Genomic DNA, 19,081 nt, shown 5'->3' on the forward strand with positions numbered 1-19,081 from the left:
GCAACCCAACCATCCGCACCCACCGAAATTCGCGTTGGGCGGATCGGTCCGACGCCCCGGAATCGAAGGCGCATCCGCCGTATCCCAAGGCCAAATTTACCCCGGTAATCCGCCCTTGGTTAGCTTCGCCGGATCCAATAGCTTCTCCAACTCCTCCCGACCCAAATCCGTCTCCGCCTCCGCCACGTCAATAATGGGTCTCCCCTCGGCGTAAGCCTTCTTGGCGATGGCCGCCGCCTTGTTGTACCCGATAATGGGATTGAGGGCCGTCACCAGAATCGGGTTGCGGGCCAGGGCGTGCTGAAGGTTTTCCTCGCGCACGGTGAAGCTGGCGATGGCGCGTTCGGCGAGCACTTCGCAGCTGTTGCCCATCAGTTTGATGCTGGACAGCAGGTTGTGGGCCACCAAGGGCAACATGACGTTGAGCTCAAAATTGCCGGACTGACCCGCCACGGTAATGGCGGTATCGTTGCCCATTACCTGGGCGCAGGCCATGGCCACCGCTTCGGGAATCACCGGGTTGACCTTACCGGGCATGATGGACGACCCGGGCTGCAATGCCTCCAATTCAATCTCCCCCAGACCGGCCAGTGGACCGGAGTTCATCCAGCGCAGGTCATTGGCGATTTTCATCAGACTGACCGCCAGCGTTTTGAGCTGCCCGGAGGCGGCGACGGCAACATCCTGGCTCCCCTGGAGCGCAAAGAAGTTGTCCCCCGGTGCGCAGACCAGGCCGATATTCTCACTCAGTTGCCGGGCGAAGAGGCCGGCGAACTCCGGATGGGCGTTAACCCCGGTGCCGACCGCGGTGCCGCCCTGGGGGAGGGCGCAAAGCTGGTCGAGGCTCTGGTGCAGGCGCTGTTCGTTGCTCTCGATCTGGCTGGCCCAGCCCCGCAGCACTTGCCCAAAGGTGACCGGCATGGCGTCCATCAGGTGGGTCCGACCGGTTTTCACAACCTGGTCCAGCTCATGGGCCCGGTCCAGCAGGGTGGTGTGCAGGAATTTNAGCTCCGGCAGGAGGTGGTTGTTNAGGGCCAGGGCGCCACTCAGGTGAATGGCGGTGGGGATGACGTCGTTGCTGCTCTGGCTCATATTGACGTGATCATTGGCTCCGACCGCTTTGCCGCTNCGTTCGCTNGCCAGGTGCGCAATNACCTCGTTGACGTTCATGTTGGTGCTGGTGCCGGAGCCTGTCTGGAAAACATCCACGGGAAACTGGTCGTCGTGGTGCCCTTTGATGACCTCGTCGGCGGCACTGATGATCGCCTCGGCTAGGGGGTGTTCCAGCAGTCCCAGGGCGGTATTGGCCTGTGCGGCGGCTTTCTTGATCTGTGCGACGGCGTGAATGAAGGCCGAGGGCAGGGGGGTACCGCTGATATGGAAGTTGTTGATGGCCCGCTGGGTCTGGGCGCCGTAGCGGGCGCTGACCGGGACCTGCACCTCGCCCATGCTGTCTTGTTCGGTACGGTACTGCTTCATACGGGGCCTCCTGTTAGCGGTGTCCCTGAGGGATACGNCGGATCGTGAAAATAATTCACTTTAAATAAACGACTTTAAGTGTATCGACTAACTATCTGATTTACTTGTGCNTGATAGCCGCCACCAAACAGATTCAGGTGGTTGAGCAGGTGGTACAGGTTGTACAGTGGCACCCGTTCCTGCCACCCGGAGTCGAGNGNATTCATCTGAGTATAGTGCTCGTAGAAGCCACCGGAGAAGCCGCCGAACAGTCGGGTCATCGCCAGCTCGGCNTCGGGCCAGCCCCAGTGGGNGGCGGGGTCGATCAATACCGGGTTCCCCGTTTCATCGCAGTGGATATTGCCGCCCCAGAGGTCACCGTGAATCAGGGCTGGGGCCTGCTCGGGGATCAGTTCAGGTAGCTTTCGACAAAGGGTTTCCAGCTTGTTCAGCTCCCGGCTGGAGAGAAGCCCCGCCGCTTCCGCCAGCCGCCCCTGATACATCAGGCGCTGTTCAGCGAAGAACGCGTGGCCATCAGTGGTGGCGGGGTTGGGTTGCGGGGTGCGACCGCAATAGTTGTCCATGGTAAAGCCGAAGTGCGGCGCGGGTTGGCGGTGCAGGGCGGCCAGCCCTTCGCCCAGGTCNCGCCAGTAATTTGGACCGGGACGCCCGTGCGNAATGTATTCCAGGGCGATAAACGTGGGCTGTGCGGTGATCACCTCCGGCACCCGTAGCGTATCGGTTGCCCGGAGGGCTTCCAGACCGGCGGCCTCGGCAAGGAAGAAATCCGCCGGTGCGGTGGNNTGTTGTTTGATGCACAGGTCCCGTCCATCCGTGGTAGTGATGCGAACGGTATCGCAGATATCGCCGCCGGAGAGTGGCTCCGNACGGGCGATGTCGGTGTCCAGTTCAGTTTTTAACCAATGTTTAATGGCGTCCATCATTTACCACCAGGGTATGCGTTACAATGTTTCTTTTGATCGTACAAAAGGCGTCTCAATGTCCAAGCAGTTTGTGGTTCAGAGCGATTACCAGCCCGCGGGCGACCAGCCGGCGGCCATTGCCGGGCTGGCCAAAGGCATCGATGCCGGCCTCGCGCACCAGACGCTACTGGGTGTGACCGGTTCGGGCAAGACCTTTACCATGGCCAATGTGATAGCCCAGGCCCAGCGGCCGACCCTGATTATGGCACACAACAAAACCCTGGCCGCCCAGCTCTACGGGGAGTTCAAGGAGTTCTTCCCCAACAACGCGGTGGAGTACTTCGTCTCCTATTACGACTACTACCAGCCCGAAGCCTATGTACCGTCTTCGGACACCTTCATCGAGAAAGACGCCTCGGTCAACGAGCACATCGAGCAGATGCGCCTGTCCGCCACCAANGCGNTGATGGAGCGTAAGGACGCCATTGTGGTGGCGACGGTGTCGGCCATCTACGGTCTGGGTGACCCGGATTCNTACCTGAAAATGCTGCTNCATCTGGTGCGGGGTGATCAGGTGGATCAGCGCCAGATTCTGCGCCGTCTCGCCGAGCTGCAGTACACCCGCAATGACATGGACTTNCAGCGCGGNACCTACCGGGTGCGNGGCGATGTGATCGATATTTTCCCGGCNGANTCCGANTTCGANGCCTANCGGGTGGAGCTGTTTGACGANGANGTGGAGCAGATNTCCGTGTTCGACCCCCTGACCGGCGAGGTGCGGGGCAAGGTGGCGCGAGCCACCATCTACCCGAAATCCCACTACGTNACCCCGCGCAGCCGCATGNTGGAGGCCATTGACCAGATCAAGGTGGAGCTGGAAGAACGCCTGAAACAGCTGCGTGAGAACGACAAGCTGGTAGAGGCTCAGCGCCTGGAGCAGCGCACNCGCTANGANCTGGAGATGATGCAGGAGCTCGGCTACTGCAANGGCGTGGAGAACTACTCGCGCTACCTCTCNGGCCGGGACGCGGGCCTGCCGCCGCCGACNCTGTTTGACTATCTNCCGAACGAGGCGCTGCTGATTGTGGATGAGTCCCANGTGACCATNCCCCAGATTGGNGCCATGTNCAAGGGCGANCGNTCGCGGAAGGAAACCCTGGTGGANTACGGNTTTCGNCTGCCNTCGGCACTGGATAACCGACCCCTGCGGTTTGAAGAGTGGGAGCGGCTGGCNCCGCAGATGATTTTTGTCTCGGCCACNCCGGGGCCNTANGANGCGGAACACGCNGGGCAGGTGGTGGAGCAGGTGGTCCGGCCCACNGGTCTGGTGGANCCGGAAATCGAAGTGCGGCCNGCCACNACNCAGGTGGACGATGCCCTNTCCGAAATCCGTNTGAGGGTNGACCGGGACGAGCGGGTNTTGCTNACNGTNCTGACCAANCGNATGGCNGAGGANCTGACNGAATACCTCGCCGANCACGGNGTNCGGGTNCGCTANCTGCATTCGGANATCGATACNGTNGAGCGGGTGGANATCATTCGCGACCTGCGTCTGGGCGAGTTNGATGTNNTGGTGGGCATCAACCTGCTGCGNGAAGGCCTGGATATGCCNGAAGTGTCCCTGGTGGCCATTCTGGANGCGGANAAGGAAGGTTTCCTGCGNTCCGAGCGNTCNNTGATCCAGACCATCGGCCGGGCCGCNCGGAANCTGCANGGCAAGGCGATNCTCTANGCCGANCGNNTCACNGGCTCCATGCANCGGGCGATNGACGAAACCGANCGNCGNCGGACCAANCANTTGGCCCACAANGAGGANCACGGCATTACCCCGATGGGNATTCGCAAGAGTGTGACCGACATTATGGAGGCGGGGCCGGTACCCGGGTCCGGCGCCCGTCGTCAGCGCAAAGAGGCTGTCGCGGAGAAGCGAGCCCGCTACGAGGTTGAGCAGGAGGGCGATCCCCTCAAGGCGGTGGCCAAGCTGGAGCAGGCCATGTACCAGGCCGCCAAGAACCTGGAGTTCGAAGAGGCTGCCCGCCTGCGGGATCAGATCGAAAAGCTGAAACACCGGGCTCTGTAATATGGCGGCGCAACAAACCTCGTTATTTGGTGACGTGGCGGACCCTGAACCGGAGGTATTGATCCGGGAGGACGGCGATGTTCGCCTGTATCGCAACTGGTGGACCCCAGAGGAAACCCGCCGGTTGTTCGACCAACTGCGCACTGAATTGGCTTGGCAGCAGACCCACATTCAGATGCACGGAAAACGGATACCGGTGCCCCGTCTGGATGTCTGGTATGGTGACCCGGGTCATCCGTATCGTTATTCTGGCGTCCGGTTCGACCCCGAACCCTGGACCCCGACCCTTGAGGCGATAAAAAGCGAGCTTGAGAGGCGACAGGGCTTGACCTTTAACAGCGTCTTGGCCAATCTTTACAGAACTGGACAGGACAGTGTGGCCTGGCATGCCGACGATGAGCCGGAGCTGGGTCGCAACCCGGTAATTGCCTCACTCAGCCTGGGCTCGGAGCGACGCTTTGCGCTCAGGCACAAAACCCGCAAGGATCTCGCGCCGGTTCGGCTGGATTTGCCCAGCGGTTCGCTGCTGGTCATGGCCGGAACCACCCAGCATTTCTGGCAGCACCAACTGGCGAAAACCGCCCGAGCCGTCGGACCAAGGATCAATCTGACCTTCCGAACGGTGTTTGGGCCGGGTGATGGGGGTTTATAATACGGGCTGATTCTGCGGATGCGCTTCGCTCCGATCTGTCGGGCCGATCCGCCCAATGGATGCTGCCGTGGCTCGCGCAATAACGGCGGATGCGGGCTTTGCCCTTATCCGCCCTACGGAGACTGCGGTGGTTGCGTAGGGCGGATAAGGGCAAAGCCCGCATCCGCCGTGACCTAATCGTTACCGCATGGATGTAATCGACAACAACTCTCGAGGGACCGAGCGTGAGACCGGTTCCCTCACGCCCCGCTAAAGTGCACCGGACGCCGGTGTCAGGAACCCCATAACAGACGTTTTGCCAAAAAAACGCCATAACAAAAATTGAATGTGTCAGGACCAAAAGCTGGGTTGGGGGCTAACGTTGACAAAGATTCTGGTAGTAGACGACCACGACCTGGTTCGCATGGGCATTGTGCGCATGCTGGCTGACGTGGACGGCTTTGATGTAGTAGGAGATGCCAAAAGCGGCGAGGAAGCCGTCACCAAGGCACGGGTGCTGGTGCCCGACGTTGTGCTCATGGATGTGAAAATGCCCGGTATGGGCGGTCTGGAAGCCACCAAAAAACTGCGGCAGATCAATCCCGAAGTGAAGATCATCGCGGTCACCGCCTGCGATGACAGTCTGTATCCCACCCGACTGATGCAGGCCGGCGCGGTCGGCTACGTCACCAAGGGGGCCGAATTCACCGAAATTACCGACGCCATCAACAAGGTGATTCGCGGTGACCTTTATATGAGTAACGCCATCGCCCAGCAGTTGGCCCTGAAAAATTTTGCCGGAGAAGGGGACACGTCCTCGCCGTTTGAGAAACTCTCCCAGCGGGAGTTGCAGACCGCCATGCTGATTGCCAATGGCCAGAAGGTGCAGGATATTGCCGATATTTTCTGTGTCAGCCCGAAAACGGTGAACAGCTATCGGTATCGGATTTTCGAGAAGCTCGATATCAATAGCGATGTGGAGTTGACCTTGTTGGCGGTGAAGCACAATTTCCTGGATCCGGAGGCGGTGGTTTAGATTTGGTTACGGCGGTTGCGGCGGATGCGGCCTTCGGCCTTATCCGCCCTNCGCACACTGCCGTGGTCCGTGTAGGGCGGATAAGGGCGAAGCGCGCATCCGCCGTAACCACACCAACCGGCATCCGCCGCAACCATCCGCCGNAACCCAAACCACGACATCCCCGCCAACCGGTGGTATTCTTCCCGCCCATGAACACACCTGATGTATTCGACCACAAACAATTCCTNGCCANCACCACCAAACAACCGGGCATCTATCAGATGTACGACGGTGGCGGTGAGCTGCTCTACGTCGGNAAAGCCAAAAACCTNAAAAACCGGTTGTCCAGCTACTTCCGCAGCTCCGGCCTGTCTCCGAAAACCGTGGCCCTGGTGGCGAAAATNCGTCAGATCGATGTGACGGTCACCTCGAGCGAAACCGAAGCGCTGATTCTTGAGCAGAATCTGATCAAATCCCACCGGCCGCCCTATAACATTCTGTTGCGGGATGATAAGTCCTACCCCTACATTTTTCTCTCCAGTGGCGAGACCTTTCCGCGCATCAGTTTTCATCGGGGCTCCAAGAAAAAGCGCGGTCACTACTTCGGCCCTTACCCGAATGTTGGGGCGGTGAAAGACAGCCTGAATTTTCTGCAGAAAACCTTTCAGGTGCGNCAGTGCGAGGACAGTGTGTTCAAAAACCGCTCGCGCCCCTGTCTGCAATACCAGATCAAACGTTGCACCGCNCCCTGTGTGGATTACATCAGCCCGGAAGACTACGCCGACGATGTGCGCCACACCCGCATGTTTTTGAGCGGGGANAGTGACACCCTGATGAAGGAGNTGGCGGACCAGATGGACGCCGCGTCCCAGGCGCTGGAGTTTGAGCGGGCGGCGGCGCTGCGNGATCAGATCACCGCGCTGCGCTCCATTCAGTCCCANAANCTGATNGAAGAGGGNTATGGCGATCTGGATGTGGTGGCCGCCGTGCTGCAGGCGGGGTTGATCTGCGTGCATGTGTTGTTTGTTCGCCAGGGGAGNATTCTGGGCAGTCGCAGCTACTATCCGCAGGCGACACTGGCGGATTCAGAATCCGATGTCCTGACCGAATTCCTGCCNCAGTTTTATCTGGCGAGCGAGGGCCGGGAAATNCCCCGGGAAATTATCACCAGCCACCCGGTGGCNGAGGCNGAGNTGATTGCCCAGGCGCTNAAGAGNGCNTCGNNNCGNCAGGTGACNGTNACNGACAAGGTGCGCACCCATCGNTCNCAGTGGGTGCAAATGGCNACCACNGCNGCCCAGCAGAATCTCACNAGCCGGGTNAANAGNCGNAAGAACAGTATGGACCGCTTTATTGCCCTGCAGGATGCGTTGGGTCTGGACGAGATGCCCCAGCGATTGGAGTGTTTCGATATCAGTCACAGCAGCGGTGAGCTGACCCAGGCGTCCTGTGTGGTGTTNGATACCAACGGTCCGCTGAAGTCCGATTATCGCCGCTTCAATATTGACGGNATCACCCCCGGTGACGACTACGCGGCCATGGAGCAGGCGCTGCAGNGGCGCTATACCCGGTTGCAGAAAGGCGAGGGCAAGCTGCCGGATATTCTGATTATTGATGGCGGTAAAGGTCAGCTCGGTAAGGCCGAGGCNGTACTGGCGGAGCTGGGTGTGAACAATGTCCNGTTNCTGGGTGTGGCCAAAGGNACNACGCGCAAGGCGGGNTTCGAGACGNTGTATTGGGCGGAGAGCGGTAAAGAGATTGTGATGTCGAGCGATTCGCCGGCGCTGCATTTGCTACAGCATATTCGCGATGAGGCGCACCGGTTTGCGATTACCGGNCATCGCCAGCGNCGGGACAAGAAGCGGCGCACGTCCAGTCTGGAGGGGGTNCCNGGGGTGGGTGCCGGCCGCCGTCGGGAGNTGTTGCGTCATTTTGGNGGGCTNCAGGAGGTNCAGAAGGCCAGNGTGGCGGATCTNNCCAAGGTNCCGGGNATCAGCAAACGCCTGGCGGAGGANATTTACGGCCATTTTCATGGGTNATGGTGGTTATATGACGTCCGGTTCGGCCCGGGGTATACCGCTTCGCGACCCGCCGTGAACCCATCCATGGGGGCTTCTCATCGGCATCCATGCCTCAGAGAGTCTCGAAGCGGTATACCCCGCGCCGAACCTCAGTGCTACTTTTGACCATCGATTGATGTAGGTCGGATCGGTCCACCGCATCGCGTAATCCGACGTCAGAGTGCTACTAATTCCGCGAGAATAAATGGTGCCGGGAGCGGGACTTGAACCCGCACGATCTTACGATCTCAAGATTTTAAGTCTTGTGTGGCCGTTCTCGGGCGTCCTGCCCTTCACGGCACTCGTACATCCTGTACAGCGTCTACCAGTCTAGGTGGTGCCCGGAGCCGGAATTGAACCGGCACGACTGCAATAGTCGGCAGATTTTAAGTCTGCTGTGTCTACCAATTCCACCACCCGGGCTTAAAAACTGAGCGGCATCAAGAAGGGAAAGTTGGAGGCGCGAGCCGGAGTCGAACCGGCCTAACCGGATTTGCAATCCGGGGCATAACCGCTTTGCTATCGCGCCTTGCTTGAAGAGGAGCGAATTCTAAAGGAATCGCCGAAAAAATCCTAGGGGTTTCCGTGGGTTATCCGGGAATTTTTTGTGTTGGTTGATATTTGACCAAGATTGCGGGTTGGGTAACGGCGGATGCGCGCTACGCGCTTATCCGCCCTACGGCCGAGCGCAGCGGTATAGTCATGCGTAGGGCGGATAAGGCCGAAGGCCGCATCCGCCGTTACCCAAGTCGCGGATCATCAACGATCACCGAAGGCTGCGTAGGGGCCGAGCGCAGCGGTATGACCCGCATCCGCCGTAGCCCAAGTCACGGACCATCAGCAATCACCGAGGTCGCGTAGGGGCCGAGCGCAGCGGTNTGGCCCGGCACCCGCCGTNNCCCAANCTATTTCAACCTCATAAANGGCCANGCGGCGCGCAGGTAGAGGATCATGGACCANAGGGTCAGTAGNGCGGCGCTGTACAGGGTGATGTANCCNAGCCAGTAAAAGAGCGCNAAGGGCAGGTCGGCCAGCAGGACAATCAGNGCNGTCATCTGCAGNGTGGTTTTGATNTTNCCNATGTAGGACACCGCGACNCTGGCGCGTTCGCCCAGNTCGGCCATCCANTCCCGCAGGGCCGANATTACGATCTCCCGGCCGATAATCACAATNGCCGGNGCGGTGAACCAGGGNGTGGCGTGCAGCTCAACCAGAAGGGCCAGGGCGATGACCACCATCAGCTTGTCCGCCACCGGGTCCAGGAAGGCGCCAAAGGGGGTGGACTGGTCGTATTTGCGNGCGACATAGCCATCGGCCCAGTCGGTGATGGCGGCAANACTGAANATCATGGCGGAGGCGAAGTGGGCCCACCCGAACGGAAGATAGAAGACCACTACAAACAGCGGGATGAAAACAATGCGGATCAGGGTCAGTTGGTTCGCCAGGGTCATGGGATAGATCGGTCTCTGGTTCTGTCGTTGGGCGAATCATACAGCCGTGAGGCGGGGGTGACCAGTGTTGCGTCGGTTGGATTGGTGTCGGCGTAATCGTGAGGGTGTTGCGGTTGTGGTGTCGTTGGGAGGTCATACGGCCGTGAGGCGGGGTGACCGGTTTGAGTAGGTCGGATTAGCGTAGCGTAATCCGACTCTTGGTGCGGTGGTGGTTCTGCCGGGGGTGTCGGATTACGCGCTGCGCGCTAATCCGACCTACTGACTACTGAGATTCTGGGGAGCTATAGGGTAGGGATAGCGCGATCCAGAGCGCCNACGTCCAGGAAGGGCGAGGCATCAATNTCTTTGGCGTCCATCATTTCCGCCACGCGCTGCAGGGCGGCGATGATCATGCTCTGTTCCCATTCATCCANTTCCCNAAACCGTTCCACAAAGTTGTCCTGCAGCGCCGTGGGCGCNGAGGCCAGGATTTTTCGGCCGTGGTCGGTCAAACGGGGGTAGACCTTGCGCTTGTCGGTTTCCGAGCGGATGCGNTCGATCAGCTCCCGCTTCTGCAGNCGGTCCAGAATGGTGGTGACGGTGGCCTGNCTCAGGCTCATATCCCGGGCCAGCTCGCTGATGGTCATGTCGCCCTTGGCNTGNACGATCTGCAGGAGCAATAACTGTGGCCCCGTGACGCTGGCGGTTTTCACCAGCTTCTTCGAATGCAGGTCGGTCGCCCGGATGACCCGACGCAGCGAAACCAATACCTCTTCNATCTTGTCCGAGGTGCTCATGGACTTGAGCGCCGTCATGTTGCGTTCGGCGCGGGAAGCCAGGCCCTGAGGCAGGTGNGATTCGTCTTTGGTCATGCGCGTGTCTCCGAAGGGCTGCATGGGTTCGGGTGGACTGATCATTTAGCTTAGTGTACTATAGATTTTTATTTAGTTCTCTAACTATTTCAATTCATTCGAATTGTCGGGGCAAACCTTGATTTTTTGCGGGTTTGGGATCATACCCCTATATTGTTGTTATAAACGGGAAGGAGCAGACCATGACCGACACACCCAGTGACAATCTGGATTTTCGCAAGCCCACCGCTGAGGTCGGCTACCTCCTGAATCAGCTGGTGGCTGCCAGCCCGCCCCTTGACCCCAATTCCATTTACTGCAATCTGCTCCAGTGCTCTCACTTCGCCGATACCGCCGTGGCCGTATTCGATGGCGAGNAACTGGTCGGTTTCGTGTCCGGTTACGTAGAACCCAACAAACCGGACACNCTGTTTGTCTGGCAGGTGGTGATTGCCGAGGCTGCGCGCGGTAAAGGTCTGGCCAAACGGATGCTCAAACATCTGCTGGGCCGTGAAGCCTGCGCGGAGGTGCGCTACATCGAAACCACGATCACTCCGGACAACGAGGCGTCCTGGGCGCTGTTCCGCAGCCTGGCCCGGGACCTGGATACTGANCTGAACAGCGAAGTGTTTTTTGAGCGCAACACCCACTTCGGTGGCGAGCACGATGATGAACACCTGCTGGTCATCGGACCGTTCCAGACCAGTCGTCACTGATTGGTCGGACACGGTCCGATAGAAACTGACACCGGCCGACCTGTCGGCCATAAGGTGCCTCGAGATGAGTAGAGGTATCGAACAGGCGGGTTAGCGGGGCGGCACCCCGGTAATCGGCACAATGCTTCAGAATGGAGGACTTATGTCACACACAGTCGAAAAAATCGGCGGCACGTCAATGAGTGAGTACGATGCCGTACGCGACAATGTGGTTATGAAAAACGGGAAAGACGAGGACCTCTACCATCGGATTTTTGTGGTCTCCGCCTACGGNGGCCTGACCGACCTGCTGTTGGAGAACAAGAAAAACGGCCAGCCCGGCGTCTATGGCCTGTTTGCCAGCACCAATGACGATGACCCCTGGATGGAAGCCTTTGACAAGGTGCGCAAGCGCGTGCTGGAACTGAACAAGCAGTATTTTGGCGATACCGACCTTCGCAAAGAAGCCGATGCCTATATCAAGGAACGCCTGGACGATGCNGAACGCTGCCTGACCGATCTGCAGCGCCTGTGTCAGCACGGCCACTTTGAGCTGGACGCGCACCTGTTCACCGTGCGTGAAATGTTGGCCAGTATTGGCGAAGCCCACAGNGCCTGGAATATGGCCAANTTGCTCCAGCGTGATGGCGTCAACGCCCGGTTTGTCGATCTCTCCGGCTGGAAAGCGGATGGTGCACTGGCGCTGGATGACATGATCAAACAGTCCTTTGCNGGCATCGATTTTGCCAAAGAGCTGCCCATTGTCACGGGCTACACTCACTGTAAAGAAGGCCTGATGGCCAGCTTTGACCGTGGCTACAGCGAGATGACGTTCAGCCGNATCGCGGTGCTGACCGGNGCCCACGAGGCGATCATTCATAAGGAGTTCCACCTGAGCAGTGCCGATCCGCGCCTTGTCGGCGCGGATAAAGTGGTGCCCATCGGTCGCACCAACTACGATGTGGCCGATCAGCTCGCGAATTTGGGGATGGANGCCATTCACCCCCGCGCCGCCAAGGGCCTGCGCCAGAACGGCATCGCACTGCGGGTGAAAAACACCTTCGATCCGGATCACGACGGCACCCTGATCACCGGCGATTACGTCAGTGAAAAACCCTGTGCGGAAATCATTGCCGGTCGCAAAGGTGTGTACGCGATTGAGGTGTTCGACCAGGACATGATGGGCAATATCGANAAGTATGATTCCGGTATTCTGCATCAGATTTCGCGCTTCAAGGCGCATGTGGTCAGCAAGGACATCAACGCCAACACCATTGTCCATTACGTTGCCGGTAACCTGAAAACCGTCAACCGTATTCGCAATATGCTGGAAGAGAAGTACCCGGATGCGGAAGTGGATGTGCGCAAGGTGGCGGTCGTGTCCGCCATTGGCAGTGATATGAAGGTGTCCGGTATGCTGGCCAAGTCGGCAACGGCACTGTCCAGCGCCAACATCAGTGTGCTGGCCATTCACCAGTCGATCCGTCAGGTGGATATGCAGTTTATCGTGGACGAGGACGACTACGATCAAGCCGTNAAGAGCCTGCACAAGGCCCTGGTGGAAGTCCACGACCATGGGGACGCCATATGCGCAGCCTGATCAGGCTGGCCGCGCTCTTTCTACTGTGTGCCTCGGTATCGGTGTTCGCCCAGAGCGACGCCGATGGCGAGGCACGTCAGCGTGTGGCCGAAGAAATCGAGAAGCTGGAAGAACCGATGTACAGCCCCTTCATTGAGCGCTATATGCTCGATGAGCTGAAGCAGTTGCGGATCGATCTGTCCAACCAGCGCGCCGAGCTGATTCAGCAGGTGGTGGACCGGGAGATCGAGTCCATTGACCGGGGCGTGACCTATGCAACCAACACGGTCACTTACTTTTTCTATCTGATCGCGGCGGTGAGTTCGATTCTGGTGTTGCTGGGCTGGAACTCCATTCGCGATATGAAAGAAAAAATGAGTAGCCTGGCGGACGAGGAAGTGGGCAAGCTGGTCAACGCCTATGAGGTGCGTCTGCGGGGTATCGAGAAACAGCTGACCCAGAAAACCCGGCATATTGATGCTAACCGCGAGGAGATTGAGCGCACCCAGGAAATTCATTCACTCTGGCTGCGCGCCAATCTTGAGCACACGCCGGCGAATAAAATCGCCATCTACGACCAGATTCTGGCCGTGAAGCCCGAGGATTGTGAGGCGCTGACCTACAAGGCGGATGTGGTGCTNGAGNTGGGCGAACCNCAGTGGGCNGTGAATCTGTGTCAGCAGGCGCTGTCGATCGATTCGGACAATGCCCATGCGTTNTATCAGNTNGCNTGTGCTCATACCGCATTGGGTCACTACGAAGACGGNGTGCANTTCCTGGGNGANGCACTGAGCCGNGCGGANAGNTATCGGGANTCCCTGATGCAGGACCCGGCGTTGTTCCCNTTGCACGACATGCCCGCATTCAAGGANTTGTTGGGGATTCGGGAAGAGGAGTCGTAGATTCTCGTTACGGCGGATGCGCGCTTCGCGCTTATCCGCCCTACGCGGNNTGATGAGCTATCCGTAGGGCGGATAAGGCCGAAGGCCGCATCCGCCATAACCAAGCCCCGATAAACACCATAAGCTTGCGTAGGGCGGATAAGCGAAGCGCATCCGCCGTTACCTAACCTTCCGCATCCACCGTCGCCATACATTAAAACGACACAACCAATAAACAATAGCAGGCCACCGAGGAGTTTCCGATGTTCGACAAACTCGCACAACGCCTGAACTTGAGTGCGATTCCGCAAATCTTCTTTATCTCCGTCGGCATTATCGTTCTGTTTGTCGGCTTCGCGATTCCCTTCAATGAACCCTTTGCCCGCTTTTTTGACATGCTGGGCGGTTTTACCTTCACCAACTTTGGTTGGTTCTACGTCCTCAGCGTCAGCGGGTTGCTGTTGTTTCTGATCTGGGTGGCCAGCAGTCGCTATGGCCGGATCCGATTGGGGCCGGACGGGGAGGGGCCCGAGTACGATACGTTGACCTGGTTCTGCATGTTATTCGCGGCCGGTATCGGTACCATTCTGATGTTCTGGGGCGTGGCTGAGCCGATGTCCCACTTCGCCAACCCGCCGCTTGAAGGTGTGGAAGGCGGCACCAAAGACGCCGCTCGCCTGGCGATGAATATCTCCCTTTACCATTACGGGCTGCATACCTGGACCATTTTCACACTGCCGGCTTTGGCGATCGGGTATTTCACCTATCGTCAGGGGTTACCCATGCGCATCAGCAGCGTGTTCTACTCGGTGCTGGGGGATCGCATCTACGGCCCGCTCGGCTGGGCCATTGATATTGTCGCGTTGCTCGGCACGCTGTTTGGGGTCGCGGTGTCGGTCGGGCTGGGGACGCTACAGCTCAATACCGGGATGAATTATCTGTTCGGCCTGCCCAAAGGGCAGGCCGCGGAAATGGCCATTGTGGCTGCCATTACCCTGGTGGCCTCCGTGTCCGTGGCCCTGGGGCTCGACCGGGGCATCAAGCGGTTGTCCGAGTTCAACATCGTCGTAGCCCTGATCATTCTGCTGTTCGTCGCGGTGGCGGGGCCGACCCTGTTTATTGTTTCCGGTACCGTTCAGAACATCGGTGCCTACCTGCACAATCTGCCCTGGCTGGCTTTCTGGACCGAAGCCTACAACGAGGGCAACTGGCAGCGGCAGTGGACGGTGTTCTATTTTGCCTGGACGATCTCCTGGGCACCCTACGTGGGCATTTTTATCGCCCGGATCTCCAAGGGCCGCACCATCCGCCAGTTTGTGGCGGGCGCACTGGGGGCGCCGTTGCTGTTTACCATTGTCTGGTTTTCCGTGTTCGGCATGGCCGCCATCGATCTGGATCTGAATCACGGCACGGACATCGCCGGGCAGGTGCAGGCGGATGTGTCCGTGGCGCTTTTCAGTTTCCTCGAGCAGTTTCCGATCGCCACCCTGATCTCGACCCTGGCGGTGATTGTGATTGTGGTATTTCTGACCACCTCCGCCGATTCGGCGGCACTGGTGGTGGACCTGCTGTCGCGCAAGGACAGCCAACCTTCGCGCACCGCTCAGCGGGTGTTCTGGACCCTGCTCCTGGGGTTGGTTGCCGCAACGCTGTTGCTGGGGGGCGGACTGCAGGCGCTCCAGAATGTGATTACTGCGCTGGGTTTCCCGTTCTGTGTGCTACTGGTGTTCATGGCTTACTCATTGACCCGCGCCCTGCATGCGGACTATCTGGGGTATTCTATGGAGGAGCTCGCCGAAGGTAAGGCACCGGCGATGGGACCCATGGGCTCTCTGCCCAGTGATCGCAAAGGTCGAGGAGATGACGAGTGACTGAACATCGTGCCTACCGGGTTCACCAGCCCGGTGATGAAAACGCCCTGAGTCTGGAGCACACGCCCGTGCCCGAACCGCGTGCGGGGCAGGTGAGGGTACGCCACAAGGCCATCGGCCTGAACTTTATCGACATATACCACCGCACGGGCCTGTATCCCCTGGACTTGCCGACGGGGCTGGGGCTGGAGGCCGCCGGGGTGATCGAGGCTCTGGGTCCGGACGTCCATGGCTGGAAGAAGGGCGATCGGGTGGCCTATTGCAGCGGCCCGCCCGGGGCCTATGCGGACTCCCACGTCGTCGCGGCGGATCGGCTATTGGCCTTGCCGGATGGCGTCGAGTATGAGGTTGCCGCCGCCACCTTGCTCAAGGGCCTGACCGCGGCCTATCTGTTACACCAGACCCATCCCGTTCAAGCCGGGGAAACCCTGCTGTGGCACGCCGCCGCTGGTGGTGTCGGGCTGCTGGCCTGTCAGTGGGCATCGCATATGGGGGCACGTGTTATTGGTACCGTCGGTTCTGATGCTAAAGCGAAGCTGGCGCTGGCGCGGGGTTGTGCGGAGGTAATTCGTTACCGTGAGGAATCTGTGGTGGATCGGGTTATGGCCCTGACAGACGGCAAGGGCGTGCCGGTGGTGTATGACTCGGTGGGCAAGGATACCTTTGATGTCTCTCTGGATTGCCTGGCCCGGCGCGGGCTGATGGTGAGCTTTGGCAACGCCTCCGGCGCCGTGCCGGAGTTCAGTCCCTTGCTGCTGGCTCAGAAAGGTTCTCTTTTTATCACCCGACCCACGCTGGGGCATTACGCAACCACGCGGGAGGAGTTGGAGACTCTGGCCGGGCTCTGGTTTGAGGCGGTGCTGTCCGGTGCGGTCACGGTGGATATCAATCAGACCTACCGCCTGGACGAGGTGCCTCGGGCGCATCGCGAGCTGGCAAACCGGCAGACCACCGGGGCCAGTGTTATTATTCCGTAAAGCGGATTGGGTTGCGGCGGATGCGCGCTGCATCTTTACGTTGGGTAACGGCGGATGCGCTTCGCTTATCCGCCCTACGGAAACCACGGCAGTCCGCGTAGGGGCCGAGCGCAGCGGTATGACCCGCATCCGCCGCAACCCAACTCGAACATCATCAACCATCAGGACCCCAACACATGCCCAAAGGCTTCGGCACCAAACTGGTTATCGCCATTTCGTCCCGCGCGCTGTTCGACCTGGATGAGAGTCACCAGGTGTTCATCAACGAAGGCCTGGAAGCTTATGCCAACTATCAGATCGAGCGAGAGGACGAACCTCTGAAACCGGGCGATGCCTTTCCCATGGTACAAAAGCTGCTCCACCTGAACGAAAGCCTCGAAGGCGACCCCCGGGTCGAAGTGATTCTGCTGTCCCGCAACAGCGCCGATACCGGTCTGCGGGTGTTCAACTCCATTGAGCATTACGGTCTCAATATCACCCGGGCTGCGTTCTGCAGTGGCAGCAGTCCGTACCGCTATATCTCCGCGTTCGGCTGCCACCTGTTCCTCTCCACCGATGGCGAAGACGTGCGTCAGGCGCTCAACCAGGGCGTGGCGGCCGCGACCCTGGTCGCCGCCAAGAACAAGTCCGAGCAAGAAGAGGAGCTGCGTTTTGCCTTTGACGGCGATGCGGTGCTGTTTTCCGATGAGGCGGAGCAGGTGTTCAAAAGCCAGGGCCTGAGTGCCTTCGCCGAGAGCGAGAAAGCCTCTGCTAAAACCCCCTTGAGTGGTGGACCGTTCAAGGCGTTCCTGTCCGCACTGCAGGGGTTACAGAGCGAGTTCACCGAGAGCCGCTGTCCGATCCGCACGGCCCTGGTGACGGCCCGTTCGGCGCCCGCCCACGAACGGGTCATCCGCACCCTGCGCGCCTGGAATGTGCGTATTGATGAGTCCCTGTTTCTTGGCGGACTGCCGAAAGGGGAGTTCCTCAAAGCCTACGGTGCTGATGTCTTCTTTGATGATCAGCAACAGCACATCGAGTCGGCCAGCGAACACGTTGCCAGTGGCCATGTCCCCCATGGCGTGGCCAATCAGGCCAAGGGTTGAGTGTCGGGTCGGCCGCACAATTGCAGGCGGCAGCGGGAGTCTATATAGTCTAAAGTTATAGCAGAGGGTTATTTTTTGATCAGAGGCTGGCAATTTGGCTTCTGAGGCTCTATTCTACAAAAGAATAATTACCGCAATTTTTATAACACCGTCCTTTTGTTAACACCGCGCTCTGGGTGCTCGAGTCGACGGGTGGGTTCAACGGTCTTTCGTGTCGGGGCGCACGGGACTGTCCGAAGGACGATCGGAGGACATTATGAAGCTGCAACAACTGCGTTATATCTGGGAAGTGGCGCACCACGACCTGAATGTGTCCGCGACCGCCCAGAGCCTGTACACCTCTCAGCCGGGTATCAGCAAGCAGATACGCCTGCTGGAAGACGAGCTGGGTGTGGAGATCTTCTCCCGCAGCGGCAAACACCTGACCCGCATTACCCCCGCCGGTGAGGCGATTCTGAAAACCGCCGGTGAGATTCTGCGCAAGGTCGACAGCATCAAGCAGGTGGCGCAGGAGTTCAGCAACGAGCGCAAGGGCAGTCTGTCCATTGCCACTACTCACACCCAGGCGCGCTATGCCTTGCCGCCGGTCATTCAGTCCTTCATTCAGCAGTATCCCGATGTGTCCCTGCACATGCATCAGGGAACACCCATGCAGATCTCCGAAATGGCCGCCGATGGCACGGTGGATTTTGCCATCGCCACCGAAGCCATGGAGCTGTTCAGTGATCTGGTGATGATGCCATGCTACCGCTGGAACCGCTGCATTGTGGTGCCGCGCGAGCATCCGCTGGCACAGGTTGAGCCGCTGACCCTAGAAGCGGTCGCCAAGTATCCCATCGTGACCTATGTGTTTGGATTCACCGGCCGCTCGAAGCTGGATGAAGCCTTTATGAACCGGGGGCTGGCACCGAAGGTGGTGTTCACCGCGGCGGATGCGGATGTGATCAAGACCTATGTTCGCCTCGGGCTGGGCATCGGTATTGTGGCCAAGATGGCGGTGGATGAGCGCCTGGATTCAGATCTGGTGGCGCTGGATGCGAGCCATCTGTTCGAGAGCAGTGTGACCAAGATCGGCTTCCGCCGCGGGACTTTCCTGCGGGGTTTCATGTACGACTTTATTGAGCGTTTCGCCCCCCATCTGACTCGCAATGTGATTGACGAGGCCTACAACCGCCACTCCCGCGCGGAGTTGGAGGAGCTTTTTGCCCATATAGAGCTTCCCACTTATTAGTGAGTAAGTGGGTGAATCGCGTCCGGTTTGTGGTTGACGCCCTTCGGGCTCAAAGGCGTTGGGCCGAATGCACCCTGGGTAACGGCGGATGCGCTTCGCTTATCCGCCCTACGCAACCTCCATTCTATCCGTAGGGCGGATAAGGCCAAAGGCCGCATCCGCCGTAACCCAAGTCGCGGTCAGGAGGGCAAATAGCTCCTGGAACGTAATATTGGCACTGAGGGGCGCGGAGGGGATACCCTTTCAAGACCGTAAGCGGAGGGACTCCGCGCGTCGAGCCCCCAGGGATGGGTTCACGGCGTGTCTTGAAA

General features: G+C 59.2%; 14 protein-coding genes, 2 tRNA genes and 1 pseudogene. 11 read left to right on the forward strand and 6 right to left on the reverse strand.

Annotated elements, in window-relative coordinates:
- Positions 1-96 precede the first annotated feature (96 nt).
- Positions 97-1,479 carry a class II fumarate hydratase gene (locus CMG77_RS08280; RefSeq protein ID WP_286805731.1) on the reverse strand — a complete coding sequence of 461 codons (1,383 nt, stop codon included), beginning with the start codon at positions 1,477-1,479 and terminating at the stop codon, positions 97-99.
- Between the two features lie 74 nt (positions 1,480-1,553).
- Entirely contained in the window at positions 1,554-2,402 is an 849-nt protein-coding gene (locus CMG77_RS08285; protein WP_286904069.1) for a fructosamine kinase family protein, read from the reverse strand.
- A 55-nt stretch (positions 2,403-2,457) separates the two neighbouring features.
- On the opposite strand from CMG77_RS08285, the gene uvrB reads away from it, so the two are divergent.
- The 4 genes and pseudogenes from uvrB to uvrC form a co-directional block, all read left to right on the forward strand.
- Positions 2,458-4,461: an excinuclease ABC subunit UvrB gene (gene uvrB, locus CMG77_RS08290; protein ID WP_286904071.1), complete on the forward strand. Its 2,004-nt coding sequence runs from the start codon at positions 2,458-2,460 to the stop codon at positions 4,459-4,461.
- A 1-nt stretch (position 4,462) separates the two neighbouring features.
- Entirely contained in the window at positions 4,463-5,113 is a 651-nt protein-coding gene (locus CMG77_RS08295) for an alpha-ketoglutarate-dependent dioxygenase AlkB family protein (RefSeq protein WP_286805726.1), read from the forward strand.
- A 361-nt stretch (positions 5,114-5,474) separates the two neighbouring features.
- Positions 5,475-6,128, forward strand: a complete 654-nt coding sequence (locus tag CMG77_RS08300; protein ID WP_024460115.1) for a response regulator — start codon at positions 5,475-5,477, stop codon at positions 6,126-6,128.
- Between the two features lie 191 nt (positions 6,129-6,319).
- Positions 6,320-8,143, forward strand: a pseudogene (gene uvrC, locus CMG77_RS08305) (excinuclease ABC subunit UvrC); the annotation flags it as partial.
- 362 nt (positions 8,144-8,505) lie between these two features.
- On the opposite strand, the gene CMG77_RS08310 reads toward uvrC, so the two are convergent.
- From CMG77_RS08310 to CMG77_RS08325, 4 genes are all read right to left on the reverse strand, one after another.
- A tRNA-Leu gene (locus tag CMG77_RS08310) sits at positions 8,506-8,593 on the reverse strand.
- 32 nt (positions 8,594-8,625) lie between these two features.
- Positions 8,626-8,699, reverse strand: a tRNA-Cys gene (locus tag CMG77_RS08315).
- A 376-nt stretch (positions 8,700-9,075) separates the two neighbouring features.
- Positions 9,076-9,621 carry a CDP-diacylglycerol--glycerol-3-phosphate 3-phosphatidyltransferase gene (gene pgsA / locus CMG77_RS08320; protein WP_286904076.1) on the reverse strand — a complete coding sequence of 182 codons (546 nt, stop codon included), beginning with the start codon at positions 9,619-9,621 and terminating at the stop codon, positions 9,076-9,078.
- Between the two features lie 281 nt (positions 9,622-9,902).
- Complete coding sequence (locus CMG77_RS08325; RefSeq protein ID WP_286904084.1) at positions 9,903-10,397, reverse strand: MarR family winged helix-turn-helix transcriptional regulator; 495 nt, start codon at positions 10,395-10,397, stop codon at positions 9,903-9,905.
- 257 nt (positions 10,398-10,654) lie between these two features.
- Between CMG77_RS08325 and ectA the strand changes: the two genes are divergently transcribed.
- From ectA to cysB, 7 genes are all read left to right on the forward strand, one after another.
- Positions 10,655-11,167, forward strand: a complete 513-nt coding sequence (gene ectA / locus CMG77_RS08330) for a diaminobutyrate acetyltransferase (protein ID WP_286904078.1) — start codon at positions 10,655-10,657, stop codon at positions 11,165-11,167.
- 142 nt (positions 11,168-11,309) lie between these two features.
- A complete protein-coding gene (locus tag CMG77_RS08335) occupies positions 11,310-12,746 on the forward strand; it encodes an aspartate kinase (RefSeq protein ID WP_286904080.1) in 1,437 nt (478 codons plus the stop codon).
- 353 nt (positions 12,747-13,099) lie between these two features.
- Entirely contained in the window at positions 13,100-13,627 is a 528-nt protein-coding gene (locus CMG77_RS16170) for a TPR end-of-group domain-containing protein (RefSeq protein ID WP_502691800.1), read from the forward strand.
- A gap of 242 nt (positions 13,628-13,869) precedes the next feature.
- Positions 13,870-15,477 (forward strand): BCCT family transporter, encoded by a 1,608-nt coding sequence (locus CMG77_RS08345; RefSeq protein ID WP_286804103.1) that lies wholly within the window; start codon positions 13,870-13,872, stop codon positions 15,475-15,477.
- Positions 15,474-16,454 (forward strand): quinone oxidoreductase family protein, encoded by a 981-nt coding sequence (locus CMG77_RS08350; RefSeq protein WP_123637338.1) that lies wholly within the window; start codon positions 15,474-15,476, stop codon positions 16,452-16,454. Before CMG77_RS08345 ends, CMG77_RS08350 begins: the two co-directional genes overlap by 4 nt.
- A 176-nt stretch (positions 16,455-16,630) precedes the next feature.
- Positions 16,631-17,539 carry a 5'-nucleotidase gene (locus tag CMG77_RS08355; protein ID WP_024460124.1) on the forward strand — a complete coding sequence of 303 codons (909 nt, stop codon included), beginning with the start codon at positions 16,631-16,633 and terminating at the stop codon, positions 17,537-17,539.
- Positions 17,540-17,795: 256 nt separating this feature from the next.
- Entirely contained in the window at positions 17,796-18,770 is a 975-nt protein-coding gene (gene cysB / locus CMG77_RS08360; RefSeq protein ID WP_024460125.1) for an HTH-type transcriptional regulator CysB, read from the forward strand.
- Positions 18,771-19,081 lie beyond the last annotated feature (311 nt).

Source organism: Marinimicrobium sp., assembly GCF_002695945.1.
GTDB classification, from domain to species: domain Bacteria; phylum Pseudomonadota; class Gammaproteobacteria; order Pseudomonadales; family Cellvibrionaceae; genus Marinimicrobium; species Marinimicrobium koreense.